Source organism: Streptomyces sp. NPDC093598 (assembly GCF_044764825.1).
Lineage (GTDB): Bacteria > Actinomycetota > Actinomycetes > Streptomycetales > Streptomycetaceae > Streptomyces.
In genome coordinates this window covers 23,900-44,712 of record NZ_JBIWIV010000022.1, presented here as the reverse complement: position 1 = coordinate 44,712, position 20,813 = coordinate 23,900, and the positions used below count along the sequence as shown (strand labels likewise).

General features: G+C 70.4%; 20 protein-coding genes and 1 riboswitch. Of the genes, 7 read left to right on the top strand and 13 right to left on the bottom strand.

The genetic code is table 11. The annotated features are described in order from the left end of the window. Positions 1-114 precede the first annotated feature (114 nt). Entirely contained in the window at positions 115-1,347 is a 1,233-nt protein-coding gene (locus ACIRDU_RS36220) for an alpha/beta hydrolase (RefSeq protein ID WP_403588009.1), read from the top strand. Here the strand turns inward: ACIRDU_RS36220 and ACIRDU_RS36215 are convergent. The 9 genes from ACIRDU_RS36215 to ACIRDU_RS36175 all read right to left on the bottom strand — a co-directional run bounded on the left by ACIRDU_RS36215 (position 1,238) and on the right by ACIRDU_RS36175 (position 11,344). Beyond that, on the bottom strand, positions 1,238-1,912 hold the full coding sequence (locus ACIRDU_RS36215; protein WP_403588007.1) for a trimeric intracellular cation channel family protein: 675 nt from the start codon (positions 1,910-1,912) through the stop codon (positions 1,238-1,240). The genes ACIRDU_RS36220 and ACIRDU_RS36215 overlap by 110 nt on opposite strands. A gap of 64 nt (positions 1,913-1,976) precedes the next feature. After that, on the bottom strand, positions 1,977-3,116 hold the full coding sequence (locus ACIRDU_RS36210) for an ABC transporter ATP-binding protein (protein ID WP_403588004.1): 1,140 nt from the start codon (positions 3,114-3,116) through the stop codon (positions 1,977-1,979). Beyond that, positions 3,113-4,195 (bottom strand): ABC transporter ATP-binding protein, encoded by a 1,083-nt coding sequence (locus ACIRDU_RS36205; protein ID WP_403588001.1) that lies wholly within the window; start codon positions 4,193-4,195, stop codon positions 3,113-3,115. The genes ACIRDU_RS36210 and ACIRDU_RS36205 overlap by 4 nt, the downstream gene beginning before the upstream one ends. Continuing rightward, positions 4,192-5,202 carry an ABC transporter permease gene (locus ACIRDU_RS36200; RefSeq protein WP_403587999.1) on the bottom strand — a complete coding sequence of 337 codons (1,011 nt, stop codon included), beginning with the start codon at positions 5,200-5,202 and terminating at the stop codon, positions 4,192-4,194. The genes ACIRDU_RS36205 and ACIRDU_RS36200 overlap by 4 nt, the downstream gene beginning before the upstream one ends. Before the next feature lie 91 nt (positions 5,203-5,293). Next, a complete protein-coding gene (locus tag ACIRDU_RS36195) occupies positions 5,294-7,060 on the bottom strand; it encodes an ABC transporter substrate-binding protein (protein WP_403587996.1) in 1,767 nt (588 codons plus the stop codon). Between the two features lie 8 nt (positions 7,061-7,068). Then, positions 7,069-8,067, bottom strand: a complete 999-nt coding sequence (locus ACIRDU_RS36190; RefSeq protein WP_403587994.1) for an ABC transporter permease — start codon at positions 8,065-8,067, stop codon at positions 7,069-7,071. A 343-nt stretch (positions 8,068-8,410) separates the two neighbouring features. Further along, entirely contained in the window at positions 8,411-9,211 is an 801-nt protein-coding gene (locus ACIRDU_RS36185; RefSeq protein ID WP_403587991.1) for an enhanced serine sensitivity protein SseB C-terminal domain-containing protein, read from the bottom strand. 162 nt (positions 9,212-9,373) lie between these two features. Continuing rightward, the gene (locus ACIRDU_RS36180) at positions 9,374-10,162 is read right to left on the bottom strand and encodes an enhanced serine sensitivity protein SseB (RefSeq protein WP_403587988.1); all 789 of its coding nucleotides are present in this window, start codon (positions 10,160-10,162) and stop codon (positions 9,374-9,376) included. Positions 10,163-10,675: 513 nt separating this feature from the next. Further along, positions 10,676-11,344: an AAA family ATPase gene (locus ACIRDU_RS36175; RefSeq protein WP_403588143.1), complete on the bottom strand. Its 669-nt coding sequence runs from the start codon at positions 11,342-11,344 to the stop codon at positions 10,676-10,678. Between the two features lie 222 nt (positions 11,345-11,566). Then, a riboswitch (glycine riboswitch) is annotated at positions 11,567-11,666 on the top strand. Between the two features lie 160 nt (positions 11,667-11,826). On the opposite strand from ACIRDU_RS36175, the gene gcvT reads away from it, so the two are divergent. The 5 genes from gcvT to ACIRDU_RS36150 all read left to right on the top strand — a co-directional run bounded on the left by gcvT (position 11,827) and on the right by ACIRDU_RS36150 (position 16,816). After that, positions 11,827-12,948, top strand: coding sequence for a glycine cleavage system aminomethyltransferase GcvT (gene gcvT / locus ACIRDU_RS36170; protein WP_403587986.1), 1,122 nt, complete (start codon positions 11,827-11,829; stop codon positions 12,946-12,948). 102 nt (positions 12,949-13,050) lie between these two features. Next, on the top strand, positions 13,051-13,428 hold the full coding sequence (gene gcvH, locus ACIRDU_RS36165; RefSeq protein ID WP_248507342.1) for a glycine cleavage system protein GcvH: 378 nt from the start codon (positions 13,051-13,053) through the stop codon (positions 13,426-13,428). Positions 13,429-13,436: 8 nt separating this feature from the next. After that, positions 13,437-14,699 (top strand): serine hydroxymethyltransferase, encoded by a 1,263-nt coding sequence (gene glyA, locus ACIRDU_RS36160; protein WP_403587983.1) that lies wholly within the window; start codon positions 13,437-13,439, stop codon positions 14,697-14,699. 86 nt (positions 14,700-14,785) lie between these two features. After that, positions 14,786-16,153: an L-serine ammonia-lyase gene (locus ACIRDU_RS36155; protein WP_403587981.1), complete on the top strand. Its 1,368-nt coding sequence runs from the start codon at positions 14,786-14,788 to the stop codon at positions 16,151-16,153. 108 nt (positions 16,154-16,261) lie between these two features. After that, positions 16,262-16,816 (top strand): GH25 family lysozyme, encoded by a 555-nt coding sequence (locus ACIRDU_RS36150; RefSeq protein WP_403587978.1) that lies wholly within the window; start codon positions 16,262-16,264, stop codon positions 16,814-16,816. On the opposite strand, the gene ACIRDU_RS36145 is transcribed toward ACIRDU_RS36150, so the two are convergent. From ACIRDU_RS36145 to ACIRDU_RS36135, 3 genes are all read right to left on the bottom strand, one after another. Continuing rightward, positions 16,813-17,523: an NADPH-dependent F420 reductase gene (locus ACIRDU_RS36145; protein ID WP_403588140.1), complete on the bottom strand. Its 711-nt coding sequence runs from the start codon at positions 17,521-17,523 to the stop codon at positions 16,813-16,815. The genes ACIRDU_RS36150 and ACIRDU_RS36145 overlap by 4 nt on opposite strands. 140 nt (positions 17,524-17,663) lie before the next feature. Continuing rightward, positions 17,664-17,876 (bottom strand): EF-hand domain-containing protein, encoded by a 213-nt coding sequence (locus ACIRDU_RS36140; RefSeq protein ID WP_386504758.1) that lies wholly within the window; start codon positions 17,874-17,876, stop codon positions 17,664-17,666. Positions 17,877-17,934: 58 nt separating this feature from the next. After that, positions 17,935-18,849, bottom strand: coding sequence for a MerR family transcriptional regulator (locus ACIRDU_RS36135; protein ID WP_403587975.1), 915 nt, complete (start codon positions 18,847-18,849; stop codon positions 17,935-17,937). Positions 18,850-18,898: 49 nt separating this feature from the next. On the opposite strand from ACIRDU_RS36135, the gene ACIRDU_RS36130 reads away from it, so the two are divergent. Further along, positions 18,899-19,555: a GNAT family N-acetyltransferase gene (locus ACIRDU_RS36130; RefSeq protein ID WP_403587972.1), complete on the top strand. Its 657-nt coding sequence runs from the start codon at positions 18,899-18,901 to the stop codon at positions 19,553-19,555. A 24-nt stretch (positions 19,556-19,579) separates the two neighbouring features. Here ACIRDU_RS36130 and ACIRDU_RS36125 read toward each other — a convergent pair whose 3' ends face one another. Next, entirely contained in the window at positions 19,580-20,758 is a 1,179-nt protein-coding gene (locus tag ACIRDU_RS36125) for a YncE family protein (protein WP_403587969.1), read from the bottom strand. Positions 20,759-20,813 lie beyond the last annotated feature (55 nt).

The window sequence follows — 20,813 nt, the reverse complement described above, 5'->3', positions numbered from 1 at the left end:
GCGGTAGCTTTTCGCACGCGGCCAGGGTCATGCCTTGGTGAGACACGGGCAATTTCTCGGTAAGTGTCCTACTCGTCCGTGCACCCACGGGCCTTTCCCGTCCTCTGTAGGGGCATGAGCCTCACCGGGACACCGTTCCTCTGCACGCTGGTCGTACTGTCCGTCGCCGCCCTCGTCGTGCCGCTGGTCCTGTGGTCGCGCATCCGCGGGCCCCGGGTCCTGCGTGCCGCGGCCCGGGCGCTGATGCTGCTGTTCGCGCAGGGAACGGCCGTGGCGCTGGTCTTCACGCTGGTCAACAACGCCAACAACCTGTACGACAACTGGGCCGACCTGCTCGGCACCGGCGACCATGTGCAGCAGGCGGCCGACCTGGGCGCCGACGGCACCGGCGGCATCTCGCTCAAGCGGCTGCCCAAGGTGCGGCAGACCTTCGCGCCCGCCACCGGGCCCGGGATGGGCGCGGCCGGCGGGGTGCGGGTGACCCAGCTCAAGGGCCGGGTGTCGGGCGTGAACGCCGAGGTCTACGTCTGGCTGCCCCCGCAGTACGGCGAACCGGCCTACCGGCACCGGAGGTTCCCGGTCGTGGAGCTGCTGCCCGGCTACCCCGGCTCGGCGAAGGCGTGGTTCGGCTCGCTGCACGCGCACGAGCAGCTGGAGCCGCTGATGCGCGACGGCCAGGTGGCCCCGTTCATCCTGGTCGCGCCCCGCACCAACCTGCTGGCCGGGGTGGACACAGGGTGCGCCAACATCCCGGGCACGGTCGACGCCGACACCTGGCTGAGCGTCGACGTGCCGAAGATGGTCATGGACAACTTCCGCGCCCAGTCCGCCCCGCGGGGCTGGGCCGTCGCCGGCTACTCGGCCGGGGCGCACTGCGCGGCGCGGCTCGCCATCGCGCACCCCGACCGCTACCGGGCCGCCGTCAGCATGTCCGGCTACAACGACCCGATCGGCGAACGCGACTCGCTCACCGCGCAGAACCCCACCCTGCGCGCCGCGAACAACCCGTATCTGATGCTGCGCCGGGCGCCCGTCCCGCCGCGGATCGCGCTGTACCTCTCCGGCCAGCCGCACGACGGCTACGAGGCCGCCGTGGCCATGGCACAGATCGCGAAGGCGCCGACGACCGTGCACGTGGTGTACATCCCGAAGAGCGCGGGCGGCCACAACATGGCGCTGTGGCGGCCGCAGGTGGTCCCCGCGTTCCGCTGGCTGACCGAGGAGATGGGCGCCCGCGTCACGGCAGGACGGGCTGCTCCTCCTCGCTCACCGTCGACCGCCGGTGCCACGCCCGCGGAGCTCGCCAGTGGTACCGCATCGCGAGCAGGCGCAGTACGAAGGCGGTGATCACCGCGCAACCGCTGGTGAGCGGGTTCAGGGCGTCGTAGCGGATGCACAGGGCGGCCAGGGCGGAACCGACGATGGCCGGGACGGCGTACAGGTCGCGGTCCCAGCGCAGCAGTGAGGGCACCTCGTTGGCGAGCACGTCCCGCAGCACTCCGCCGCCGACGGCGGTGGTCAGGCCGAGCCCGGCGGAGGCGGTCAGGCCGAGCCCGTACTCGTACGCCTTGATCGTGCCCGCGACGCAGAACAGGCCGAGGCCGGCCGCGTCGAAGACGTTCACCGCGACCTGGATGCGCTCCACCTGGGGGTGCAGGAAGAAGACGAGGAGGGTGGCGAGCAGCGGGGTGAGGAAGTACCCCAGGTCCGTGAAGGCGGCGGGCGGTACGGCCCCGATGACCAGGTCACGGAACAGCCCCCCGCCCAGCGCGGTGACCTCGGCGAGGACGGCCATGCCGAACACGTCGAAGTTCTTGCGCACGGCCAGCAGGGCGCCGGAGATCGCGAAGACGAAGATGCCGATCAGGTCGAGCGTGTGCTGGACGGACGGGCTGAAGAGTTGCTGGAGCACACGGGCATTTTCCCCCACGGGTGAGCCCCCGCCCTGATGTGCGAGGGCGGGGGCTCGGGCGGGGTCACTTCTCCACGGGGGTGGCGTCGCCGTTCTCCGCGGCGACCTCCTTGGCCGACGACAGCAGCTTGGTGTCCTGCGGCTGCTGGTCCTCGAAGTTCTCCGGGTGATGGCAGGCGACCTGCTGCCCGGCCCGCAGCTCCACCAGCGGCGGCTCGGTCGTCTTGCAGATCTCCGTCGCCTTCCAGCACCGGGTGTGGAAGCGGCAGCCGCTCGGCGGGGCGATCGGCGAGGGCACGTCGCCCTTGAGCAGGATGCGCTCGCTCTTGACGCCCCGGCGCTTCGGATCCGGTATCGGCACGGCCGACAGCAGGGCCTTGGAGTAGGGGTGCATCGGCGACTTGTACAGCTTGTCGCGGTCGGCCAGCTCGACGATCTTGCCGAGGTACATCACCGCGATCCGGTCCGAGACGTGCCGGACCACCGACAGGTCGTGCGCGATGATCACATACGTCAGGCCCAGTTCCTCCTGGAGGTCGTCCAGCAGGTTCACCACCTGCGCCTGGATCGACACGTCCAGTGCGGAGACCGGCTCGTCCGCAACGACCAGCTTGGGGTTGAGCGCGAGCGCGCGGGCGATGCCGATGCGCTGGCGCTGGCCGCCGGAGAACTCGTGCGGATAGCGGTTGTAGTGCTCGGGGTTGAGACCGACCACCGACAGCAGCCGCTGGACCTCCTTCTTCACGCCGCCCTCGGGCTCGACGCCCTGGAGCCGGAAGGGGGCGCCGACGATCGTGCCGATCGTGTGCCGGGGGTTCAGCGAGGAGTACGGGTCCTGGAAGATCATCTGCACGTCGCGGCGCATGGGGCGCAGCTCGCCGGTCTTCAGGTGCGTGATGTCCTTGCCCTCGAACTCGACCGAGCCGTCGGTCGGTTCCAGCAGCCGGGTGATCAGCCGGCCCATGGTGGACTTGCCGCAGCCCGACTCGCCGACGACGCCGAGCGTCTCGCCCTTGCGCACCTCGAAGTCGATGCCGTCGACGGCGCGCACCGCGCCGGTCTGCCGCTGGAGCAGGCCCTTGCGGATCGGGAAGTGCTTCTGAAGGCCGGTCACCTTCAGCAGGACCTCGCCGTCGGCGGTGGTGCCCTTGGTGAGGGTGCTCCCGCTCGTGTCCGGTGTGCTCACCGTTTTGTCGTCGCTCACAGCTTCGGCGCAATCTCTTCGGTCCAGATACGCTCCCGCTGCTCCTGCGTCATGTGGCAGGCGGCCCAGTGCGAGCCGCCGACCTCGGTCAGCTCGGGGCGGACCGTGCGGGTGACGTTGTCCTTCGGGATGTCCGCGTACGGGCAGCGCGGGTGGAAGGCGCAGCCGGACGGGAGGTTGATGAGGGAGGGCGGCGCGCCCATGATCGGGATGAGCCGGTCGGTCTCCTCGCGGTCCAGACGCGGCATCGAGCCGAGCAGGCCCCAGGTGTAGGGGTGCCGGGGCTCGGCGAACACGTCCTCGGCGGGGCCGCGCTCCACGCACCGGCCGCCGTACATGACCAGCAGGTCGTCGGCCATCTCGGCGACCACACCCAGGTCGTGGGTGATCATGATGACCGCGGAGCCGAACTCCTTCTGGAGGTCCCGGATCAGGTCGAGGATCTGCGCCTGCACGGTGACGTCCAGGGCGGTGGTCGGCTCGTCGGCGATGAGCAGCTCGGGGTTGTTCACCAGCGACATGGCGATCATGGCGCGCTGGCGCATACCGCCGGAGAACTCGTGCGGGTAGCCGTCGACGCGCTTGGCGGGCTCGGGGATGCCGACCCGGTCGAGCATCTCGATCGCCCGCTGCTTGGCGGCCTTCTTGCTGACGTCGTGGTGGACGCGGTACGCCTCGACGATCTGGTGCCCGACCGAGTAGTACGGGTGCATCGCCGACAGCGGGTCCTGGAAGATCATGGCCATCTTCCGGCCGCGCAGCCGCCGTACGTCGTCGGGGTCGGCCGCGATCAGCTCCTGGCCGTCGAGCCAGACCTCGCCGGTCACCTTGGCGCGCGCCGAGCGGTGCAGGCCCATCACGCCGAGCGAGGTGACCGACTTGCCGGAGCCGGACTCGCCCACGATGCCCAGGGTCTTGCCCTTGCGCACGTCGAAGCTGACGCCGTCGACGGACTTGACCAGGCCGTCGTCGGTGTCGAAGTGGATGCGCAGATCACGGACGGACAGGAACACGTCGTCCGGGACGGACGCGGCGGTGGTGTCCGGTTCGCCGAGCGCGGCTTTGTCGAGCTTGCTCACGAGTACCTCACCCGGGGGTCGATGGCGGCGTACACCAGGTCGACGATCAGATTGCAGAAGACGATGAAGAACGCGGCGACCAGGGTCACGCCCATGATGATGGGCAGGTCGTTCTGCTGGATGGACTGGACGGCGTAGGCGCCGATGCCCTGCAGCGAGAAGACGGTCTCGGTGAGCACCGCGGTGCCGACCAGGGTGCCGAAGTCCATGCCGAAGATGGTGACGATCGGGGTGAGCGCGGAGCGCAGGCCGTGCTTGGCCACGACCGTGGTCTCCCGGAGACCCTTGGCCCTGGCCGTTCTGATGTAGTCCTCGTTCATCGTCTCCAGCATGCCCGCCCGGGTGAGGCGGGCGTAGAGCGCGGAGAAGAGGAAGGCGAGGCTGATCCAGGGCAGCACCAGGTGCCAGGCCCATTCGGCGGGGTTCTCGGTGAACGGCACGTAGTCGACGCTGTCCCAGATGGGGATCTCGTAGACGAAGAGCGCGAGCAGGATCTGGCCGGTGAAGAAGATGGGGAGCGAGACGCCGGCGAGGGCGACGAACATGGCGCCGCGGTCGATCGGCTTGCCCTTGCGGAGCGCCGAGACGACACCGGTCGTGACACCGAAGATCACCCAGATCACGGCGGCACCGACGGCCAGCGAGAAGGACACGGGGATCCGGTCCACGAGCTGGGGCCACACCTCGACGTGGTTCTTGAAGGAGTACCCGAAGCAGGGTGCGCTGCAGTGCGTCGCGTCGGGACCGAACTTGTAGTCGGCGCCCACCACGAGGCCCTTGATGAAGTCCCAGTACTGGACGTAGACCGGCTGGTCCAGGCCCAGGTTCTGCTTGATCGCGGCGACGGACTCGGGGTTCGCGTCCTTGCCGACGTACTGGGTGGCCAACTGGTCGGCCGTCTGCCCCCCGAGGCGGGGGACCAGGAAGAAGATGGCGAAGGTGACTGCGCTGACCACCAGCAGCAACAGCACCGCGCCCATGACGCGTCGGAGGATGTACGCAGCCACAGCTGTACGGCCCCGGGTGGCCGCGGCGGGATCGTCCGCCGCGGCCACCCGGTGCCTTCACCTGCCTTTCGAAAGGATCCGGCCTGCTGAATTACTTCGAGGAGCTCATCAGCAGGTAGTCGTACATGCCGAGGTAGGCCTGCGTGACCGTGACGTTCGTCGCGGACGTCGGCCGGAGCAGCAGGTTCTTGCGGTAGACCAGCGGGACGACCGAGGCGTTGTCGAGCACCATCTTGTCGATGTCACCCCAGGCCTTGGTGCGGGCCGCGTCGTCGGTGTTGGCGATCGCGTCCGTCAGGGCCTTGTTGATCTTCGGGTCGTCCAGCTCCATCAGGTTGTTGCCGCCCGAGGGCTTGATGGCGGCACCGTTGATGATCTGGTCGAGGAAGCCGTAGCCGGTCGGCCAGTCGGCACCCCACGCCATCGAGAGCATGCCGAGCTTGTTGTCGTGGACGTAGCTCGGGACACCGGCGAAGTTGGAGAAGTACTTGCCGGAGGGGAACTGCTTGATCTCGACGTTGATGCCGATCTTCTTCAGCGACGCCTGGACGGCGGTCGCCGCGGCGACCTCGGCGGGGCGGTCGGAGCGGGCCGTCAGGATGGTGTTGAAGCCGTTCGGCTTGCCGCACGCCTTCAGCGCCGCCTTGGCCTTGGCCACGTCGCCCTTGTGACCGTCGGTCGCGTAGGTGTCGAACTTGGTGTAGCCGTTGACGGACGGCGGCAGCAGCGTGGTCGCCACGTCGCCCTTCGGCGAGCCGCCCATGGCGTCGAGCACCGACTGCTTGTCGAGGCCCCACTGCACGGCCTTGCGGCAGTCGGCGTTGTCGAACGGCTTCACGTTCACGTTGAGCGCGATGTACTGCGTGGCGCCCGCGTAGGAGCTGTCCGTCTGGTTGGCGTACTTGCCGCGCAGCACCTTCGGCTGGGTCTGCGGCTGCACACCCGTGCCGGCCGCGTCAGCCGTGATCTTGTCGGAGAGCAGGTTGTTGTCGACCGTGACCGGGTTGACCTTGAACTTGATCGTGATCTTGTCCGGCAGGGCCTTGCGGACCGGGTCCGTCTTGGCGTCCCACTGCTTGTTGCGCACGAGGGTGGCGCCGCGGCCCTCCTCGTAGGACTGGAACTGGTACGGGCCGGAGGACTGGATGGCCTGCACGTACTTCGCACCGGTGTCCTTCGCCTGCGGCACGGGAGCCGTCTGCGAGAACGTCGCCAGGTAGTCGAAGTCGGCGAACGGCTGCTTCAGCTTGAAGACGATCGTCCGGTCGTCCGGCGTCTCGATGGACTTGATGCCCTCGGCGGACTTGTCCTTGTAGGGGCCCTTGTACTTGTCGCCGCCCTCCAGGTACGCCTTGAAGTACGTCGGGCCGTTGGACAGCGCCTCGGGCGCGAAGTTGGAGCGCTCGATGGCGTACTTCACGTCCTTGGACGTCACCGGGGTGCCGTCCTGGAACTTCACACCCGCACGCAGCTTGTACGTCCAGGTCTTGGCGTCCGGGCTGGACTTGCCGAGGGACTCGGCGAGGTCCGGCACGACCTCCAGGCCTTCCTTGCCCGCCGCCGGCTTGAACGTGGTGAGCGTTCTGCCGTAGAGGCGGGAGAAGTTCTGGACCCAGCCGTAGTAGGTGTTGCCCGGGTCGAGGGAGTCCGGCACGTCCGAGTGCTCGTACGTGACCGTCCCTCCCTTCTTGTCCGACGCGTTGACGATCGAGTTCAGCGCGGCGTCCTTCTTGCCGTTGCCTCCCCCGTCGTTGTCGTCACCTCCGCCGCCGCACGCGGCAGCACCCAGCGACAGTGCCAGGACCGACGCAACGCCGGCGGTCACCCTTCTCGTCTTCACCTGAGGAAGCCCCCTCATTCGATGGATCACTTGCTGCGAGGGTCGAGGGCGTCACGCAGCCCGTCACCCAGCAGGTTGAAGGCCAGGACGGTGATGAAGATCGCCAGTCCGGGCACGAACATGTACTGCGGATCAGCCGTGTAGAGATCCACAGCGTTGCTGAGCATGCCGCCCCAGGAGGCCTGCGGCGGAGCGATACCGACACCGAGGAAGCTCAGTGCGGCCTCGAACAGGATGTTCGTCGGGATGATCAGCGTCGCGTAGACGAGGATCGGTGCGACGAGGTTCGGGAGGAGCTCCCGGAACAGGACGTACGGGCCGCGTGCCCCGAGGCTCGTGGCGGCCTCGATGAACTCCCGCTTGCGCAGGGTCATCGTCTGGGCGCGCACGATGCGGCCGATGTACGGCCAGCTGAAGAAGCCGATCACGAAGATCAGCACGCAGATGCGCAGCGGCAGGCCTTCGAGACCGAAGAACCCGTCCTGCACGGAGGCGGAGATCGAGATGGCGAACAGCAGCAGGGGGAACGCCAGGAAGGTGTCCATCAGCCTGCTGATCACGCTGTCGATCCAGCCGCCGTAGTACCCGGCGATGACACCGAGCACGGTGCCGATGCACACGGACAGCAGCGTGGCGCCGCCCGCGACCAGGAGGGAGACCCAGGAGCCGTCGATGATGCGGGCGAGCATGTCCCGGCCGTACTGGGGGTCCACACCGAGCGGGTGGTCCCAACTCATTCCTCCCCAGCCACCCTTGGGGGCGAGCAGAGCGGGGTCGATGAGGTCCTGGTTGAACTTGTTGGGATCGAGGTTGAAGATCCACTGGATCGGCTTGGAGAACACCGCCATCAGCACGAGCAGGATGACGATGACGCCTCCCGCCATCGCCACCTTGTCCCGCTTGAAGCGCATCCAGGCGATCTGGGTGAGCGAGCGCCCTTCGATCTGGCTCTTCTTGACCCCGGAGAGCACGGCCTCGGGCTGTGCTCCGGCTTCCGCCCCGGTGGTCTCGATCGGTGCGGTCACGGTGCGATTGACCCCTCTCGGGCCGGCGATCGCCGAGCCCCTGGCTGCCGCTGTAGCGGTTTTGTTTGTCTCGTACACGAGACCGACCCGGCCCGTGTCTTGCGGGGAGTCTTCAACGCTTTGGCGATCAGTTGCCAGACTTGGCGGTGAAAGGATGCGTAAACGTGATGCTGTCTGGGGGGTTCCGTTATCCGGACAGCGGGTAACGGGGGTCGGACGCGCTGCGATAGGGGCATTTTAGGACACGGGTGCACTTTCCACCCCTATCTACGCGCGGAGAGCTGAGCGGCTGTCGCGTTCGAGGGGCGGTGCGGAAGGGGTCCGGGGGGCGACTTCGGGTCGGTCAGTACCGGCCCTGGGCCGGAGGGTATCCGTAGCCGGAGGCCGGCGCCTGGACGGGGGCCGTGGCGTGGGCCTCGCGGTCGTAGAAGGGGCGTGCGCTCGCGCGCAGCCACATGGCGACCGGGTCGTGTTCGTCGGACATGGCGACGGTCGAGACGGGCAGCCCGTCCGGTACGGCACCGAGGGACTGCTGCATCATCGCGCGCACCGAATCCACGGCCGGCGGCGAGGTGTCGTACACATCCAGGCCGATGGCGAGGTACGGCGCCCCGAGGGCGGGCTGCACCCAGGCGCGGCGCAGCGAGCGGACGGCCGGGGTGCGGTGGGCGTTCTGCGCGAGGAGGGCGTAGAACTGCGGGATCTCGATGGCGGGTTCGGACAGGCGCAGGGGGCCGGCGGGCTGACGGTCCAGGCCCGTGGCGATCCGGCGCAGGTCGAGCCAGGGGATGCCGACGCCGCCGCCGGGGGCGTGCGGGTTGAGCCAGAGGCCGTAGTGGTCGGGGTAGAGGGCGCGGGCGACGTCGACGCCGTCGACCACCTCGTACGAGCGGTTCCAGCCGCTGGCGGAGAGCTCCTGGGCGGAGGTCACGCAGGGGGCGTAGCCGTTGCCGTCGACGTCCATGTGTCCGTACTGGGCGTCGGGGGAGCCGGCCTGACCGTGCCACAGAAGCATCCAGATCTGGCCGGTGTGCGGGGTCGCGAGCGCGCGCAGGAGCGCCTCGTAGGCGTCGTAACGCCCGGGCGTGACCTGGCGCAGCATGTGCTCGACCTGTCCGGCCGCGGCCGTGCCGCTCGCGCTCACCTTTACCGCCCCTTCGTACAACGCCTCGACGGTGCCCTAGCTTAAGCCCGCGCGAGTGATCGGAGCTTGGGGTCGTATCGCGGCCGCGGGTCGTGGGTGGTTCTCGCGCCCGCGCGGCGGAGCCGCATGATGCTACTGCCCCGCGCCCCCTGGGGTCCTGGCCTACCGCTGGAAAAAGGGCCGGACCCTGTCCCGCATCCAGGCGCCCACCGGATCCTCCGTCACGTCCAGGAGTACCAGGTTGACCGGCCAGGGGGCCGGGACGGCGGTGACGGCACGGCTGAGGGCCTCCAGGGGGAGGGCGCGCAGGTCGCCTTCCCACTGGGACAATTCGACGCCCACGAACATCACGGGGTCGGCGGTCTCGATGGCGGCGAGGCAGCGGCGGGCCGTGAGGACGACGCCGGTGGCCTCGAACTCGGCGGCCGCGGCGGCCAGGAAAGCCACCGGGTCGTCCTGCCAGTCGGGCTCGAAGAGGCGGACCCGGCCGCCGCTCGCGGGGCCGTCCAGCGGGGTCCGGCCGGCCCGGCACAGCTCCGCCACGGCGGGCGGCGGGAGCGGGATGCCCACCACACCGCCCGGGTTGACGGCGATCCCCGCGTGCGGGGGCAGGCCGCGGGCGAACTCCACGGCGGGCGCGATGGTGTACGACATGTGGGAGCCGACGACCTGGCGGAACTGCTCCTCGGAACTGAACACCGGCACGAACGCCTGGCCGTCGATCTCGATGCCGGGCAGGTCGAGGGGACCGCTGTGCGGGCCGCCGCCGTTGGGCAGCGGGATCCACACGAAGCTCCGGCCGAGCACCTCGACGATCCGCCCACCGGCCGCCGGACCGGCGCCGAGGGAGGCCGAGAGCACCTCCTCCAACTCGTTGCCGGGCCAACCGCCGTGCGGGTGGGTCTGCGTCTGCGCCGGAAAGTCCGCGGAGAAGTCCGCCGGGAAGTCCATCTGCCTACCGCCTGCCTGAAACCACTGCTGTGGCCCAAAAGGCTAACGGCTCACCGGCGCGGGGAGGCCGGGCAGCGGAAGGGGGGTGGCCGGGGGCGGAGGTCGGGGTGTGGCCGGGGCGGCGGACGGACCCAGGGGTCGGGCTTGGGGTCGGAGGCGGCGGACGGACGCGGGCGGGCGGGCGCAGGAGGCGGGGATGAGGGACGCGGATGGCCGGCCGGGAGGCCGGGCGCAGGGGCCGGGCGCAGGAGGCGGCGACGGTGGACAGGCACGGGCAACCGGGCGCAGGAGTCGGCCACAGGGGACGGGCGCGGGCGGGCGGGCCGGGAGGCCTTGGCGCGGGTCGGCGGTGGACAGTGGGCGGACCGCGGCGCGCAGGACGCGGCGGGGGGGGCGCAAGAACCACGGTGCAGGATCACCGGCGGTCGGCCCGGAGGCCGGGCCGTGGGTCGCCGGCGGGCGACGCGCGTGCGCGGGCCGTCGCCCCCGGCCCCGGCGCGCCGCCCCGGCCCGTCAGCCCGTGAAACCGATTCTGTGGAGGGTGTTCGCCGCGTCCCGGTCGGCGAGGACGGCCGAACCGCAGCCGGCGGGAAGGTCGCCGCGTTCCACCGCGCGCAGGAGGCGGGTGCTCGCCGCCCGGTGGCGCAGGAACGCGTAGCGCGAGACGCCTCGGCCCCGGTCGCGCTGGCCGGCCAGGGCCTGCTCGGGGGTGACGTCGAGCAGCAGCAGGTGGAGTGTGCCGCCGCGGCGGCGGGCCTCGCGGGCGAGCCAGCGGCGGACCCAGGCCTGGGTGCCGCAGTCGTGCACGACGACGCCCTCTCCCGAGCGCAGGGCGCGACGCAGCCCGGCGTAGTGGGCGAGGCGGACGAGCGGGCGGTAGAGCGCGTACGGCAGGGCACGCGGCATGCGGCGCTCCCAGCGGTCGCGGGTGTCCTGCGAGTCGACGCGCCGGCCCGGCACCGTACGCCGCATCAGCGTGGACTTGCCGCTGCCGGGCAGGCCCGTGATCACGACGAGGTCGCGGGGGCCGAACAGCAGCGCGCGCGGCCCGCGTCCGGCGCGGTCGCGCAGGTCGCGGACGACCGGCGCCGGCACCGGAGCGCGAACCGCCCGGACCGGAGCGGCGGCCGGCTGCTCGGGCAGCGCGATGCCCGTCGTCGCGTACGCGGTGGTCCTGTTCACCGTGATCGTCCTCCCCTGGGGCCAGGTACGGAGTCCCATCCCCGCCGAGTGTAAAGAGAAGGTAATGCCGCAGGCCTCTCATTTCCGTGCTTGTCCTGCAACAGGGCTGCTACAGGTCGCGGTGTCCGGCGGGCGGGACTCGTGCACTCCCTGTGAAAGGTCCCCCTGCCGCGCCGGAAGGATGCGTGCAATGATGTGCGCGCCAACTGCATACCGGCCGTTTGAATCCGCGCGGGAGAGTTCCCAGCACCGCAGACGCTGGGGCGCCGAAGGAGCAAGTCCCTCCCTTGAATCTCTCAGGCCCCGTTACCGCGCGGGCGAGGCACATCTGAAAAGCGGGCCGCCCCCTGTCCAGGACGGGGATGTGGCTCCACCCAAGGTGCAAGCCATGGACCCGTGCGGTCATGGCGAACCTCTCAGGTTCCGATGACAGATGGGGAGGAACGACCTCGCCCGTCATGCCCCTTGGAGACGACCGACCGATGAGCAGTACAGGAGAACTCCGTCACACCGCGCTCGATGCCTTGCATCGGTCGCTCGGCGCGACGATGACCGACTTCGCCGGCTGGGACATGCCCCTGCGCTACGGCTCCGAGCGCGACGAGCACACCGCCGTGCGCACGAAGGCCGGGCTGTTCGACCTCTCCCACATGGGCGAGATCACCGTCACCGGGCCGCAGGCCGCCGCCCTGCTGGACTTCGCCCTGGTGGGCAACATCGGCGGCGTGAGGCCGGGCCGCGCCCGCTACACCATGATCTGCCGGGCCGACGGCGGCATCCTCGACGACCTGATCGTCTACCGGCTGGGCGAGACCGAGTACATGGTCGTCGCCAACGCCTCCAACGCCCAGGTCGTGCTGGACGCGCTGACCGAGCGGGCCGCCGGCTTCGACGCCGAGGTGCGCGACGACCGGGACGCCTACGCGCTGATCGCCGTACAGGGCCCGCAGTCGCCGGGGATCCTCAAGTCCCTGACCGACGCCGACCTCGACGGCCTGAAGTACTACGCCGGGCTGCCCGGCACGGTGGCGGGCGTCCCGGCCCTGATCGCCCGGACCGGCTACACCGGCGAGGACGGCTTCGAGCTGTTCGTGAAGCCGGAGCACGCCGTCGAGCTGTGGCAGGCCCTGACCAAGGCCGGCGAGGGCGTCGGGCTGGTCCCGTGCGGGCTGTCCTGCCGCGACACGCTGCGCCTGGAGGCGGGCATGCCGCTGTACGGGCACGAGCTGAGCACCTCCCTCACCCCCTTCGACGCCGGGCTCGGCCGGGTGGTGAAGTTCGAGAAGGAGGGCGACTTCGTGGGGCGCGACGCCCTGCGCGAGGCCGCCGCCCGCGCCGAGCAGAACCCTCCGCGCGTGCTGGTCGGCCTGATCGCCGAGGGCCGCCGGGTCCCGCGCGCCGGGTACGCGGTCGTCGCCGGCGGCGAGGTGATCGGCGAGGTCACCTCCGGCGCCCCCTCCCCCACCCTCGGCAGGCCGATCGCGATGGCGTACGTCGACGCCACGCACGCCGCGCCCGGCACGACCGGCGTGGGCGTGGACATCCGGGGCAGTCACGAGCCGTACGAGGTCGTGGCGCTGCCGTTCTACAAGCGCCAGAAGTAGACACTGGCCGGAGGGCCGCGGCAGCGACCCCGTGCCCGTCGTCCCAGCTCACCAGCAGTCCCCCTTCCACAGCACTCCCGCGCGTACAGGAGAATCCAGGCCATGAGCAACCCCAAAGAGCTGCGCTACAGCAAGGAGCACGAGTGGCTGTCGGCCGCCGAGGACGGCGTCTCGACGGTCGGCATCACGGAGCACGCGGCCAACGCGCTCGGCGATGTCGTGTTCGTCCAGCTTCCCGAGGTCGGTGACTCGGTGTCCGCCGGCGAGACCTGCGGCGAACTGGAGTCGACCAAGTCGGTGTCCGACCTGTACTCCCCCGTGTCCGGTGAGGTCACCGAGGTCAACGAGGACGTCGTGAACGACCCGTCGCTGGTGAACTCGGCCCCCTTCGAGGGCGGCTGGCTGTTCAAGGTGCGCGTCACGGACGAGCCGGGCGACCTGCTCTCCGCCGACGAGTACACCGCGTTCTCCGCCGGATGAGGAGTCGTATGTCCGTCCTGAACACACCCCTGCACGAGCTCGACCCGGCCGTCGCCGCGGCGGTCGACGCCGAGCTGCACCGCCAGCAGTCCACCCTCGAGATGATCGCGTCGGAGAACTTCGCGCCGGTCGCGGTCATGGAGGCGCAGGGCTCGGTCCTCACCAACAAGTACGCCGAGGGCTACCCGGGCCGCCGCTACTACGGCGGCTGTGAGCACGTCGACGTGGTCGAGCAGATCGCGATCGACCGCGTCAAGGAGCTGTTCGGCGCCGAGCACGCCAACGTGCAGCCGCACTCGGGCGCCCAGGCCAACGCGGCCGCGATGTTCGCGCTGCTCAAGCCGGGCGACACCATCATGGGTCTGAACCTCGCCCACGGCGGGCACCTGACCCACGGCATGAAGATCAACTTCTCCGGCAAGCTCTACGACGTCGTCGCCTACCACGTGGGCGAGGACGGCCGGGTCGACATGGCCGAGGTGGAGCGGCTGGCGAAGGAGTCGAAGCCGAAGCTGATCGTCGCCGGCTGGTCGGCGTACCCGCGGCAGCTGGACTTCGCGGAGTTCCGCCGGATCGCGGACGAGGTCGGCGCGTACCTGATGGTCGACATGGCCCACTTCGCCGGGCTGGTCGCGGCCGGGCTGCACCCCAACCCGGTGCCGCACGCGCACGTGGTCACCACCACGACCCACAAGACCCTCGGCGGCCCGCGCGGCGGTGTGATCCTCTCCACGGCCGAACTGGCCAAGAAGATCAACTCCGCTGTCTTCCCCGGTCAGCAGGGCGGCCCGCTGGAGCATGTGATCGCCGCCAAGGCGGTCGCCTTCAAGGTCGCCGCCTCGGAGGACTTCAAGGAGCGCCAGCGCCGTACGCTGGAGGGTGCCCGCATCCTGGCCGAGCGTCTGGTGAAGGACGACGTCCGGGCCGTGGGCGTGGACGTCCTGTCCGGCGGCACGGACGTGCACCTGGTCCTGGTCGACCTGCGCCACTCGGAGCTGGACGGCCAGCAGGCCGAGGACCGCCTCCACGAGGTGGGCATCACGGTCAACCGGAACGCGATCCCGAACGACCCGCGTCCGCCGATGGTGACGTCCGGTCTGCGGATCGGCACACCGGCCCTGGCCACCCGCGGGTTCGAGACCGAGGACTTCGCTGAGGTCGCGGACGTCATCGCCGAGGCGCTGAAGCCGTCGTACGACGCGGAGGCCCTCAAGGCCCGGGTGAAGGGACTGGCCGACAAGCACCCGCTGTACCCGGGTCTGAACACGTAACGAAGAAACCTTTCGGGTGCCGCGTCGGCCACCAGCAGGCGCGGCACCCACCCCCTCTGCACCACCCCGTAGTCAGGAGTTCCCCCGTGGCCATCTCGGTCTTCGACCTGTTCTCGATCGGCATCGGCCCGTCCAGCTCGCACACCGTCGGCCCGATGCGGGCGGCCCGGATGTTCGCCCGGCGGCTGCGCAACGAGGAGCTGCTGGCGCCGACCGCGAAGGTCCGCGCGGAACTGTACGGCTCGCTCGGCGCCACCGGGCACGGTCACGGCACACCCAAGGCGGTGCTGCTCGGCCTGGAGGGCGACTCGCCGCGCACGGTGGACGTGGCGAGCGCGGACGAGCGGGTGGAGGCGATCAAGTCCGGCGGGCGGCTGAACCTGCTCGGCGAGCACGAGATCGCGTTCTCCTTCGACGACGACATGGTCCTGCACCGCCGCAAGGCCCTGCCGTACCACGCGAACGGCATGACGTTGTGGGCGTACGACGCCTCGGGCGAGGAACTGCTGACCAAGACGTACTACTCGGTCGGCGGCGGCTTCGTCGTCGACGAGGACGCGGTCGGCGCGGACCGCATCAAACTCGACGACACCGTGCTGAAGTACCCCTTCCGCACCGGCGACGAGCTGCTGCGCCTGACCGAGGAGACGGGCCTGTCGATCTCCGCGCTGATGCTGGAGAACGAGCGGGCCTGGCGCACCGAGGAGGAGATCCGCGAAGGCCTGCTGGAGATCTGGCAGGTGATGCGGGACTGCGTGGCGCGCGGGCTGTCCCAGGAAGGCATCCTGCCGGGCGGTCTCAAGGTGCGCCGCCGGGCCGCGAACACCGCGCGCAAGCTGCGCTCCGAGGGCGACCCGCTGGCCCTCTCCATGGAGTGGATCACCCTCTACGCCATGGCGGTCAACGAGGAGAACGCCGCGGGCGGCCGGGTCGTCACCGCCCCCACCAACGGCGCCGCCGGCATCATCCCGGCGGTCCTGCACTACTACATGAACTTCGTGCCGGGCGCCGACGAGGAGGGCGTGGTCCGCTTCCTGCTCGCCGCGGGCGCGATCGGCATGCTCTTCAAGGAGAACGCCTCCATCTCCGGCGCCGAGGTCGGCTGCCAGGGCGAGGTCGGCTCCGCCTGCTCCATGGCCGCGGGCGCCCTCGCCGAGGTCCTCGGCGGCTCGCCCGAGCAGGTCGAGAACGCCGCCGAGATCGGCATGGAGCACAATCTCGGCCTCACCTGCGATCCGGTCGGCGGCCTGGTCCAGATCCCCTGCATCGAACGCAACGGCATGGCCGCGGTCAAGGCCGTCACCGCCGCCCGCATGGCCATGCGCGGCGACGGCTACCACAAGGTGTCCCTGGACAAGGTCATCAAGACGATGAAGGACACGGGCGCGGACATGTCCGTGAAGTACAAGGAGACGGCCCGGGGCGGGCTGGCCGTGAACATCATCGAGTGCTGACGCCCTCGTCCGACCGGAGTTGACATTTCTACGTCAGGTCGCAGCGGCCCGTGCCATCGTGGTGGGGCATCAACTCCCCTCCCCCACCAGCACTTCAGGGAGCCCCCCATGCTGCGCGGCATCGATGTGAGCGCGTACCAGTCCTCCTCCTACGGCACCGACGGCCTCTCCTTCGTCTTCGTCAAGGCGACGGAGGGGCGCTCCTACGTCAATCCGAAACTGGCCGCCCAGACGAAGCGGGCCCGGGACGCCCAACTGGTCGTCGGCTTCTACCACTTCCTGTGGCCCGGCAACCTCACCGCCCAGGCCGAGTACTTCGTGAGCAAGGCCCCGGACCGGGCGGGCGACATCCTCGCCGTCGACTGGGAGTCGACCGGCGAGGGGACGCACGCGAGCAACGCCGAGAAGGACCTGTTCATCCGCAAGGTGAAGACACTTCGGCCGAAGAACCGGGTCGTCCTCTACGCCAACCGCAACTTCTGGCTCGATGTCGACACGACGTCCTATGCGGGCGACGGCCTGTGGATCGCCGATTACGTCTCGGCGGGCAAGCCCCGCATCAAGGCGAAGTGGCGTTTCCACCAGTACACCGACGACCCGCTCGACAAGAACGTGGCCGACTTCGAGAGCAAGGCCGCGCTGCGCCGATGGGCTGACGTCTAGGGAGCCTCTGACGGATCTCCGCGGAAGTCCGGTGTGCGCTCCGGGGACGCCTCGGCCAGGGCCTTGGTGACGGCCTCGACGCCGTCGCGCAGGCCGTAGACCGGGGTGCCGGGCTGCTGGCGCCAGGAGTCGTCGAGGCCGCCCGCGTCGACGGTGTCGAAGCCGAGCGCGTCGATCAGGTCCCGTACCTTGCGCTTGGCCGCCTCGTCGTCGCCGGCCACCGGCAGGGCCATGCGGCCGGGGTCGCCGGCGGGGAGCGGGCGGTCCAGGATGTCCTGGGCGTAGGTGCCGTTGAAGGCCTTGACGACCGGGTGCCCGATCTGGCGTTCCGTCCAGCGGCTCTCGGTGAGGCCGTCGTCCTCGATCGCGGCGATCCTGCCGTCGCGCTGCCGGGGGTAGTAGTTGCCGGTGTCGATGACCGCGAGGCCGTCCGCCGCACCGTCGAACAGGCCGGCGGGCAGGTCCGGGACCGCCTTCAGCGGGATGGTGACGACGACGACCTCGGCGCCCCGCGCCGCCTCCCCGACCGTCACGGGCGTGGCGCCGGTCTCCTTCGCCAGCGCCGTGAGCGTCCGGGGGCCCCGGGAGTTGGCGACGGACACGTCGTGACCGAGGGCGGTGAGCCGCCGGGTCAGATTGCCGCCGATGTTGCCCGCCCCGATGATGCCGATCCTCATGTCCTCGCCTCGCCCTTCCGAGTTGAACAGCGCCTCGTGGAACCTGCGTGCCTTCGTGGCCAGGGCAACCTCCGGGACGGGTGGGCTATTCCGAGTCCGGGCACGGCAAGGGGCCCGGTGCGACGATCGCGGACCGGGCCCCTTCGCTCGGCGAACCGGCGAGCCGGTGCCTACTTGTTCAGGTAGGCCCAGAACTCGTCGAAGCTCAGCCGCTTGTCGCCGTCGAGGTCGCGGGTCTTGATGACGACCTCGGCGACCGACTCGGTGACGTTCCAGTCGCCCGACCGGGCCAGGGCGGCCTTGAACTCGGCAGCGGTGATGAATCCGTCACCGTCCGTATCGATCCGCTCGAACTGCTTGCGTGCTTCCTCGATGTCCGCCACCGATCCGCCCCTCATCTCGTGCTGTACGCCTGCTGGCGCAGGTCTGACGCAGGTCAGGTTAACCGGCCGTGCGGACCTCCAGCGCGGCGACCACCCAGGCGAACTCCTCCCGGTACGCCGCCTCGGGCCCGGTGCCCTTCACGGCGGCGAGCAACTCGCGGTAGCGGGCGACCCGGTCGGTGGCGTGCGACCGCAGCCGGGTCAGCACGGTGGCGGGATCGGCGTCGCCCAGCAGCTCGCGCAGCACCTCGGCCGCCTCCGGTGAGTCGGGGGCGATCCCGCGCTCGCGCGCCTCGGCTCCGCGTTGCACGAGCCGCCGGGAGAACCACAGGGACGCCCCGGCGGGTGTGTCATGGCCGCGGTCGGCCGCGTTGAACTCGGCCACCTTGCGCATCTCGGTCCGGAAACCGTGGTCCTGGAGCATCTCGGCCAGCTCCAGCCAGGCGTCCACCTGCTCGGGCGTCGGCTCCTCGGGCAGGTCGGCGGCGGTGTTGCGCATACGTTCGCGGATCACCGGGTCCGCCGTGTCCAGTCCGTCGAACACCTCGTCCACGAACTCCTCCACGATCCTTCGCCGCTCGGCCGCCGACAGCCGTGCCAGCCTGTTCATGAGCGTCATCTCCTCCGCGCCGGAACCCCGCTTCGCCACTGTCGACAGCACCGCGCGGGTCACCTCGAGCGACCGGATCTGCGCGTCCAGCGCGACCACGTGCGCGGCCGCGACCCGGGCGACGGTCGTCTCACCGGCCAGGACCCGGCGGACGTCCGACAGACCGAGGCCGAGTTCGCGCAGCGTGCGGATCAGCTCCAGCCGGGCCACGGACGCCGCGTCGTACAGCCGGTAGCCACCCGCTGACCGCGCCACCGGGGGCAGGGCGCCCTCGTCGGACCAGTAGCGGATGGTGCGCACGGTCAGTCCGGTGGCCCGGGCCAGTTCGCCGATGGTGAGCAGTCCGGTGCCGTCGTCGATCATGTCTGCGAGTCTGGACCTTCCAGCGGCTGGAGACTCAAGGAGCGCGTCGATGGCGGACATCCTGCGGCACATCCTCGACGCGGCGGCGCGGGGCGCCTTCCCGCCGGCCGACGGCGGCACGACGATCGTGCGCCAGCCCTCGCCCCGGGACGCGGGGGTCATCGCCTTCACGGCCCACTCGGTCGTCTTCACCGACGAGGACCCCTCCTGGGTGCGCCAGGCGCTGGCACGCACCGGCTGCGACGCGCTCGCGGCCCCCATGAACCCCCGCTTCCTGACGGCCCTCATGGACCGGACGGGACGTACGTCGGACACGGTCGACGTGCTGCTGACCGGGACCGCGCTGCCCGGGGAGCCGCACCCGGCGCTGACGGAGACCGACGGCGCGGACCATCCGCGGGTGGTCTCGGCACGGCGGCGGCGCGACGACGTGCGGGTGTGGACGACGCCGGGCGGGGTGCTCGTCCTGGGCCGCGGGGTGGGTGGGCGGTGGGAGGTCTCGGTCGAGGTCGGCGAGGAGGCGCGGCACCGGGGGCTGGGGCGGCGGCTCGTGGCGGCGGCACGGCACCTGACCGGGGGTGCGCCGGTGTGGGGCCAGGTGTCGCCCGGGAACGCCCGCAGCCTGCGGGCGTTCCAGGCGGCCGGCTACCGGCCCGTGGGCTCGGAAGTGCTGCTCAGCGCCACGGCCCCTGGCGCGGGCCGCTGACGCACCCGCCGGTGCTCCCGGGCCTCACCGGAAGACGCCCGTGTGCCCGAGCGAGTAGCGGCCGGGCTGCGGGTAGACCGCGAGGCCGTGCGGGCCGCTGCCGACCGGGATGCGGGCGAGCTGGGTGCCGGTGCGGGTGTCGATGGCGTACACCTCGGCGTCGTAGCGGCCGGACAGCCACAGCACCTTGCCGTCGGCGGAGACGCCGCCCATGTCGGGGCTGCCGCCGTCGGGCAGGTCCCACTTCTTCGTCAGCTTGTCCTGGGTGAAGTCGAAGACGGAGATCGTGCCCTCGCCGCGGTTGGACACGTACATCTCGCGGGAGTCGCGGCTGACGTAGAGGCCGTGGCAGCCCTTGCCGGTGGGCATCAGGGTGGGCTCGGTGAACTTGTCGCCGTCCAGGACCCACATGCCGTGGGCCATCATGTCGGCGATGTAGAACTTCTTGCCGTCGGGCGAGATCTTCACGTCCTGCGGCATCGCGCCCTCGAACGGCAGCCGCTGCTGCCCGACGACCTTCATCTTCTCGGTGTCGACCTTGAGCAGCTCGCCGCTGAACTCGCAGGAGACGATGAAGTAGCGGCCGTCGAGGGAGAAGTCGGCGTGGTTGACGCCGTAGCAGGAGACCGGGACGGTCTTCTTGACCTCCATGGTGTGCGGGTCGCGGAAGACCAGCTCGCGGTCGAGGGAGGCCATGACGACGGCGTACCTGCCGTTGGGCGTGAAGTAGAGGTTGTACGGGTCGTGGACCTCGACCTCCTTGCCCGCCTTGCCGGTCTTCGGGTCGATCGGGGTGAGGGTGTGGCCGCGGTTGTTGTTGACCCAGAGCGTCTTCAGGTCCCAGGAGGGCACGACGTGCTGGGGCTGCCGGCCCACGGGGATCGTCTCGATGATCTCGTACGTCTTCGGGTCGATGACGGAGACCGTGTCGGACTCGGTGTTGGGGACGTAGACCCGGGACGGGAAGTCCTTGACCACCGGGGACAGCTTGTTGGGGCGGTCGGCCGCGTACACGTCCTCGGGGTCCAGGACGGGCGGCATGCCGGGCAGGCCCTTGATGGGCTTCTTCTCGGGCGGGGCGGGCACGGCGGCCTCGGTGCCGCGCGCCTCGGCGGTCCGTTCCCCGCTCGGTGTGCCGCAGGCGGTGAGGACGGCGAGGGCGGCACCCGCGACCAGGGCGCTCTTGACGAGATGGCGGTGCATTGCACCATTTAATGGGCGCCTCGGGGGAAAACCCGTGATTCGGCCGTCCGGCGGC

What these genes read in the sequence shown, in the direction of transcription:
- ACIRDU_RS36135 (WP_403587975.1), bottom strand. Translation starts at nt 18,849, where the DNA reads ATGATCGACGACGGCACCGGACTGCTCACCATCGGCGAACTGGCCCGG.
- ACIRDU_RS36180 (WP_403587988.1), bottom strand. Translation starts at nt 10,162, where the DNA reads ATGGACTTCCCGGCGGACTTCTCCGCGGACTTTCCGGCGCAGACGCAG.
- gcvH (WP_248507342.1), top strand. Translation starts at nt 13,051, where the DNA reads ATGAGCAACCCCAAAGAGCTGCGCTACAGCAAGGAGCACGAGTGGCTG.
- ACIRDU_RS36195 (WP_403587996.1), bottom strand. Translation starts at nt 7,060, where the DNA reads ATGAGGGGGCTTCCTCAGGTGAAGACGAGAAGGGTGACCGCCGGCGTT.
- ACIRDU_RS36150 (WP_403587978.1), top strand. Translation starts at nt 16,262, where the DNA reads ATGCTGCGCGGCATCGATGTGAGCGCGTACCAGTCCTCCTCCTACGGC.
- ACIRDU_RS36220 (WP_403588009.1), top strand. Translation starts at nt 115, where the DNA reads ATGAGCCTCACCGGGACACCGTTCCTCTGCACGCTGGTCGTACTGTCC.
- glyA (WP_403587983.1), top strand. Translation starts at nt 13,437, where the DNA reads ATGTCCGTCCTGAACACACCCCTGCACGAGCTCGACCCGGCCGTCGCC.
- gcvT (WP_403587986.1), top strand. Translation starts at nt 11,827, where the DNA reads ATGAGCAGTACAGGAGAACTCCGTCACACCGCGCTCGATGCCTTGCAT.
- ACIRDU_RS36125 (WP_403587969.1), bottom strand. Translation starts at nt 20,758, where the DNA reads ATGCACCGCCATCTCGTCAAGAGCGCCCTGGTCGCGGGTGCCGCCCTC.
- ACIRDU_RS36130 (WP_403587972.1), top strand. Translation starts at nt 18,899, where the DNA reads ATGGCGGACATCCTGCGGCACATCCTCGACGCGGCGGCGCGGGGCGCC.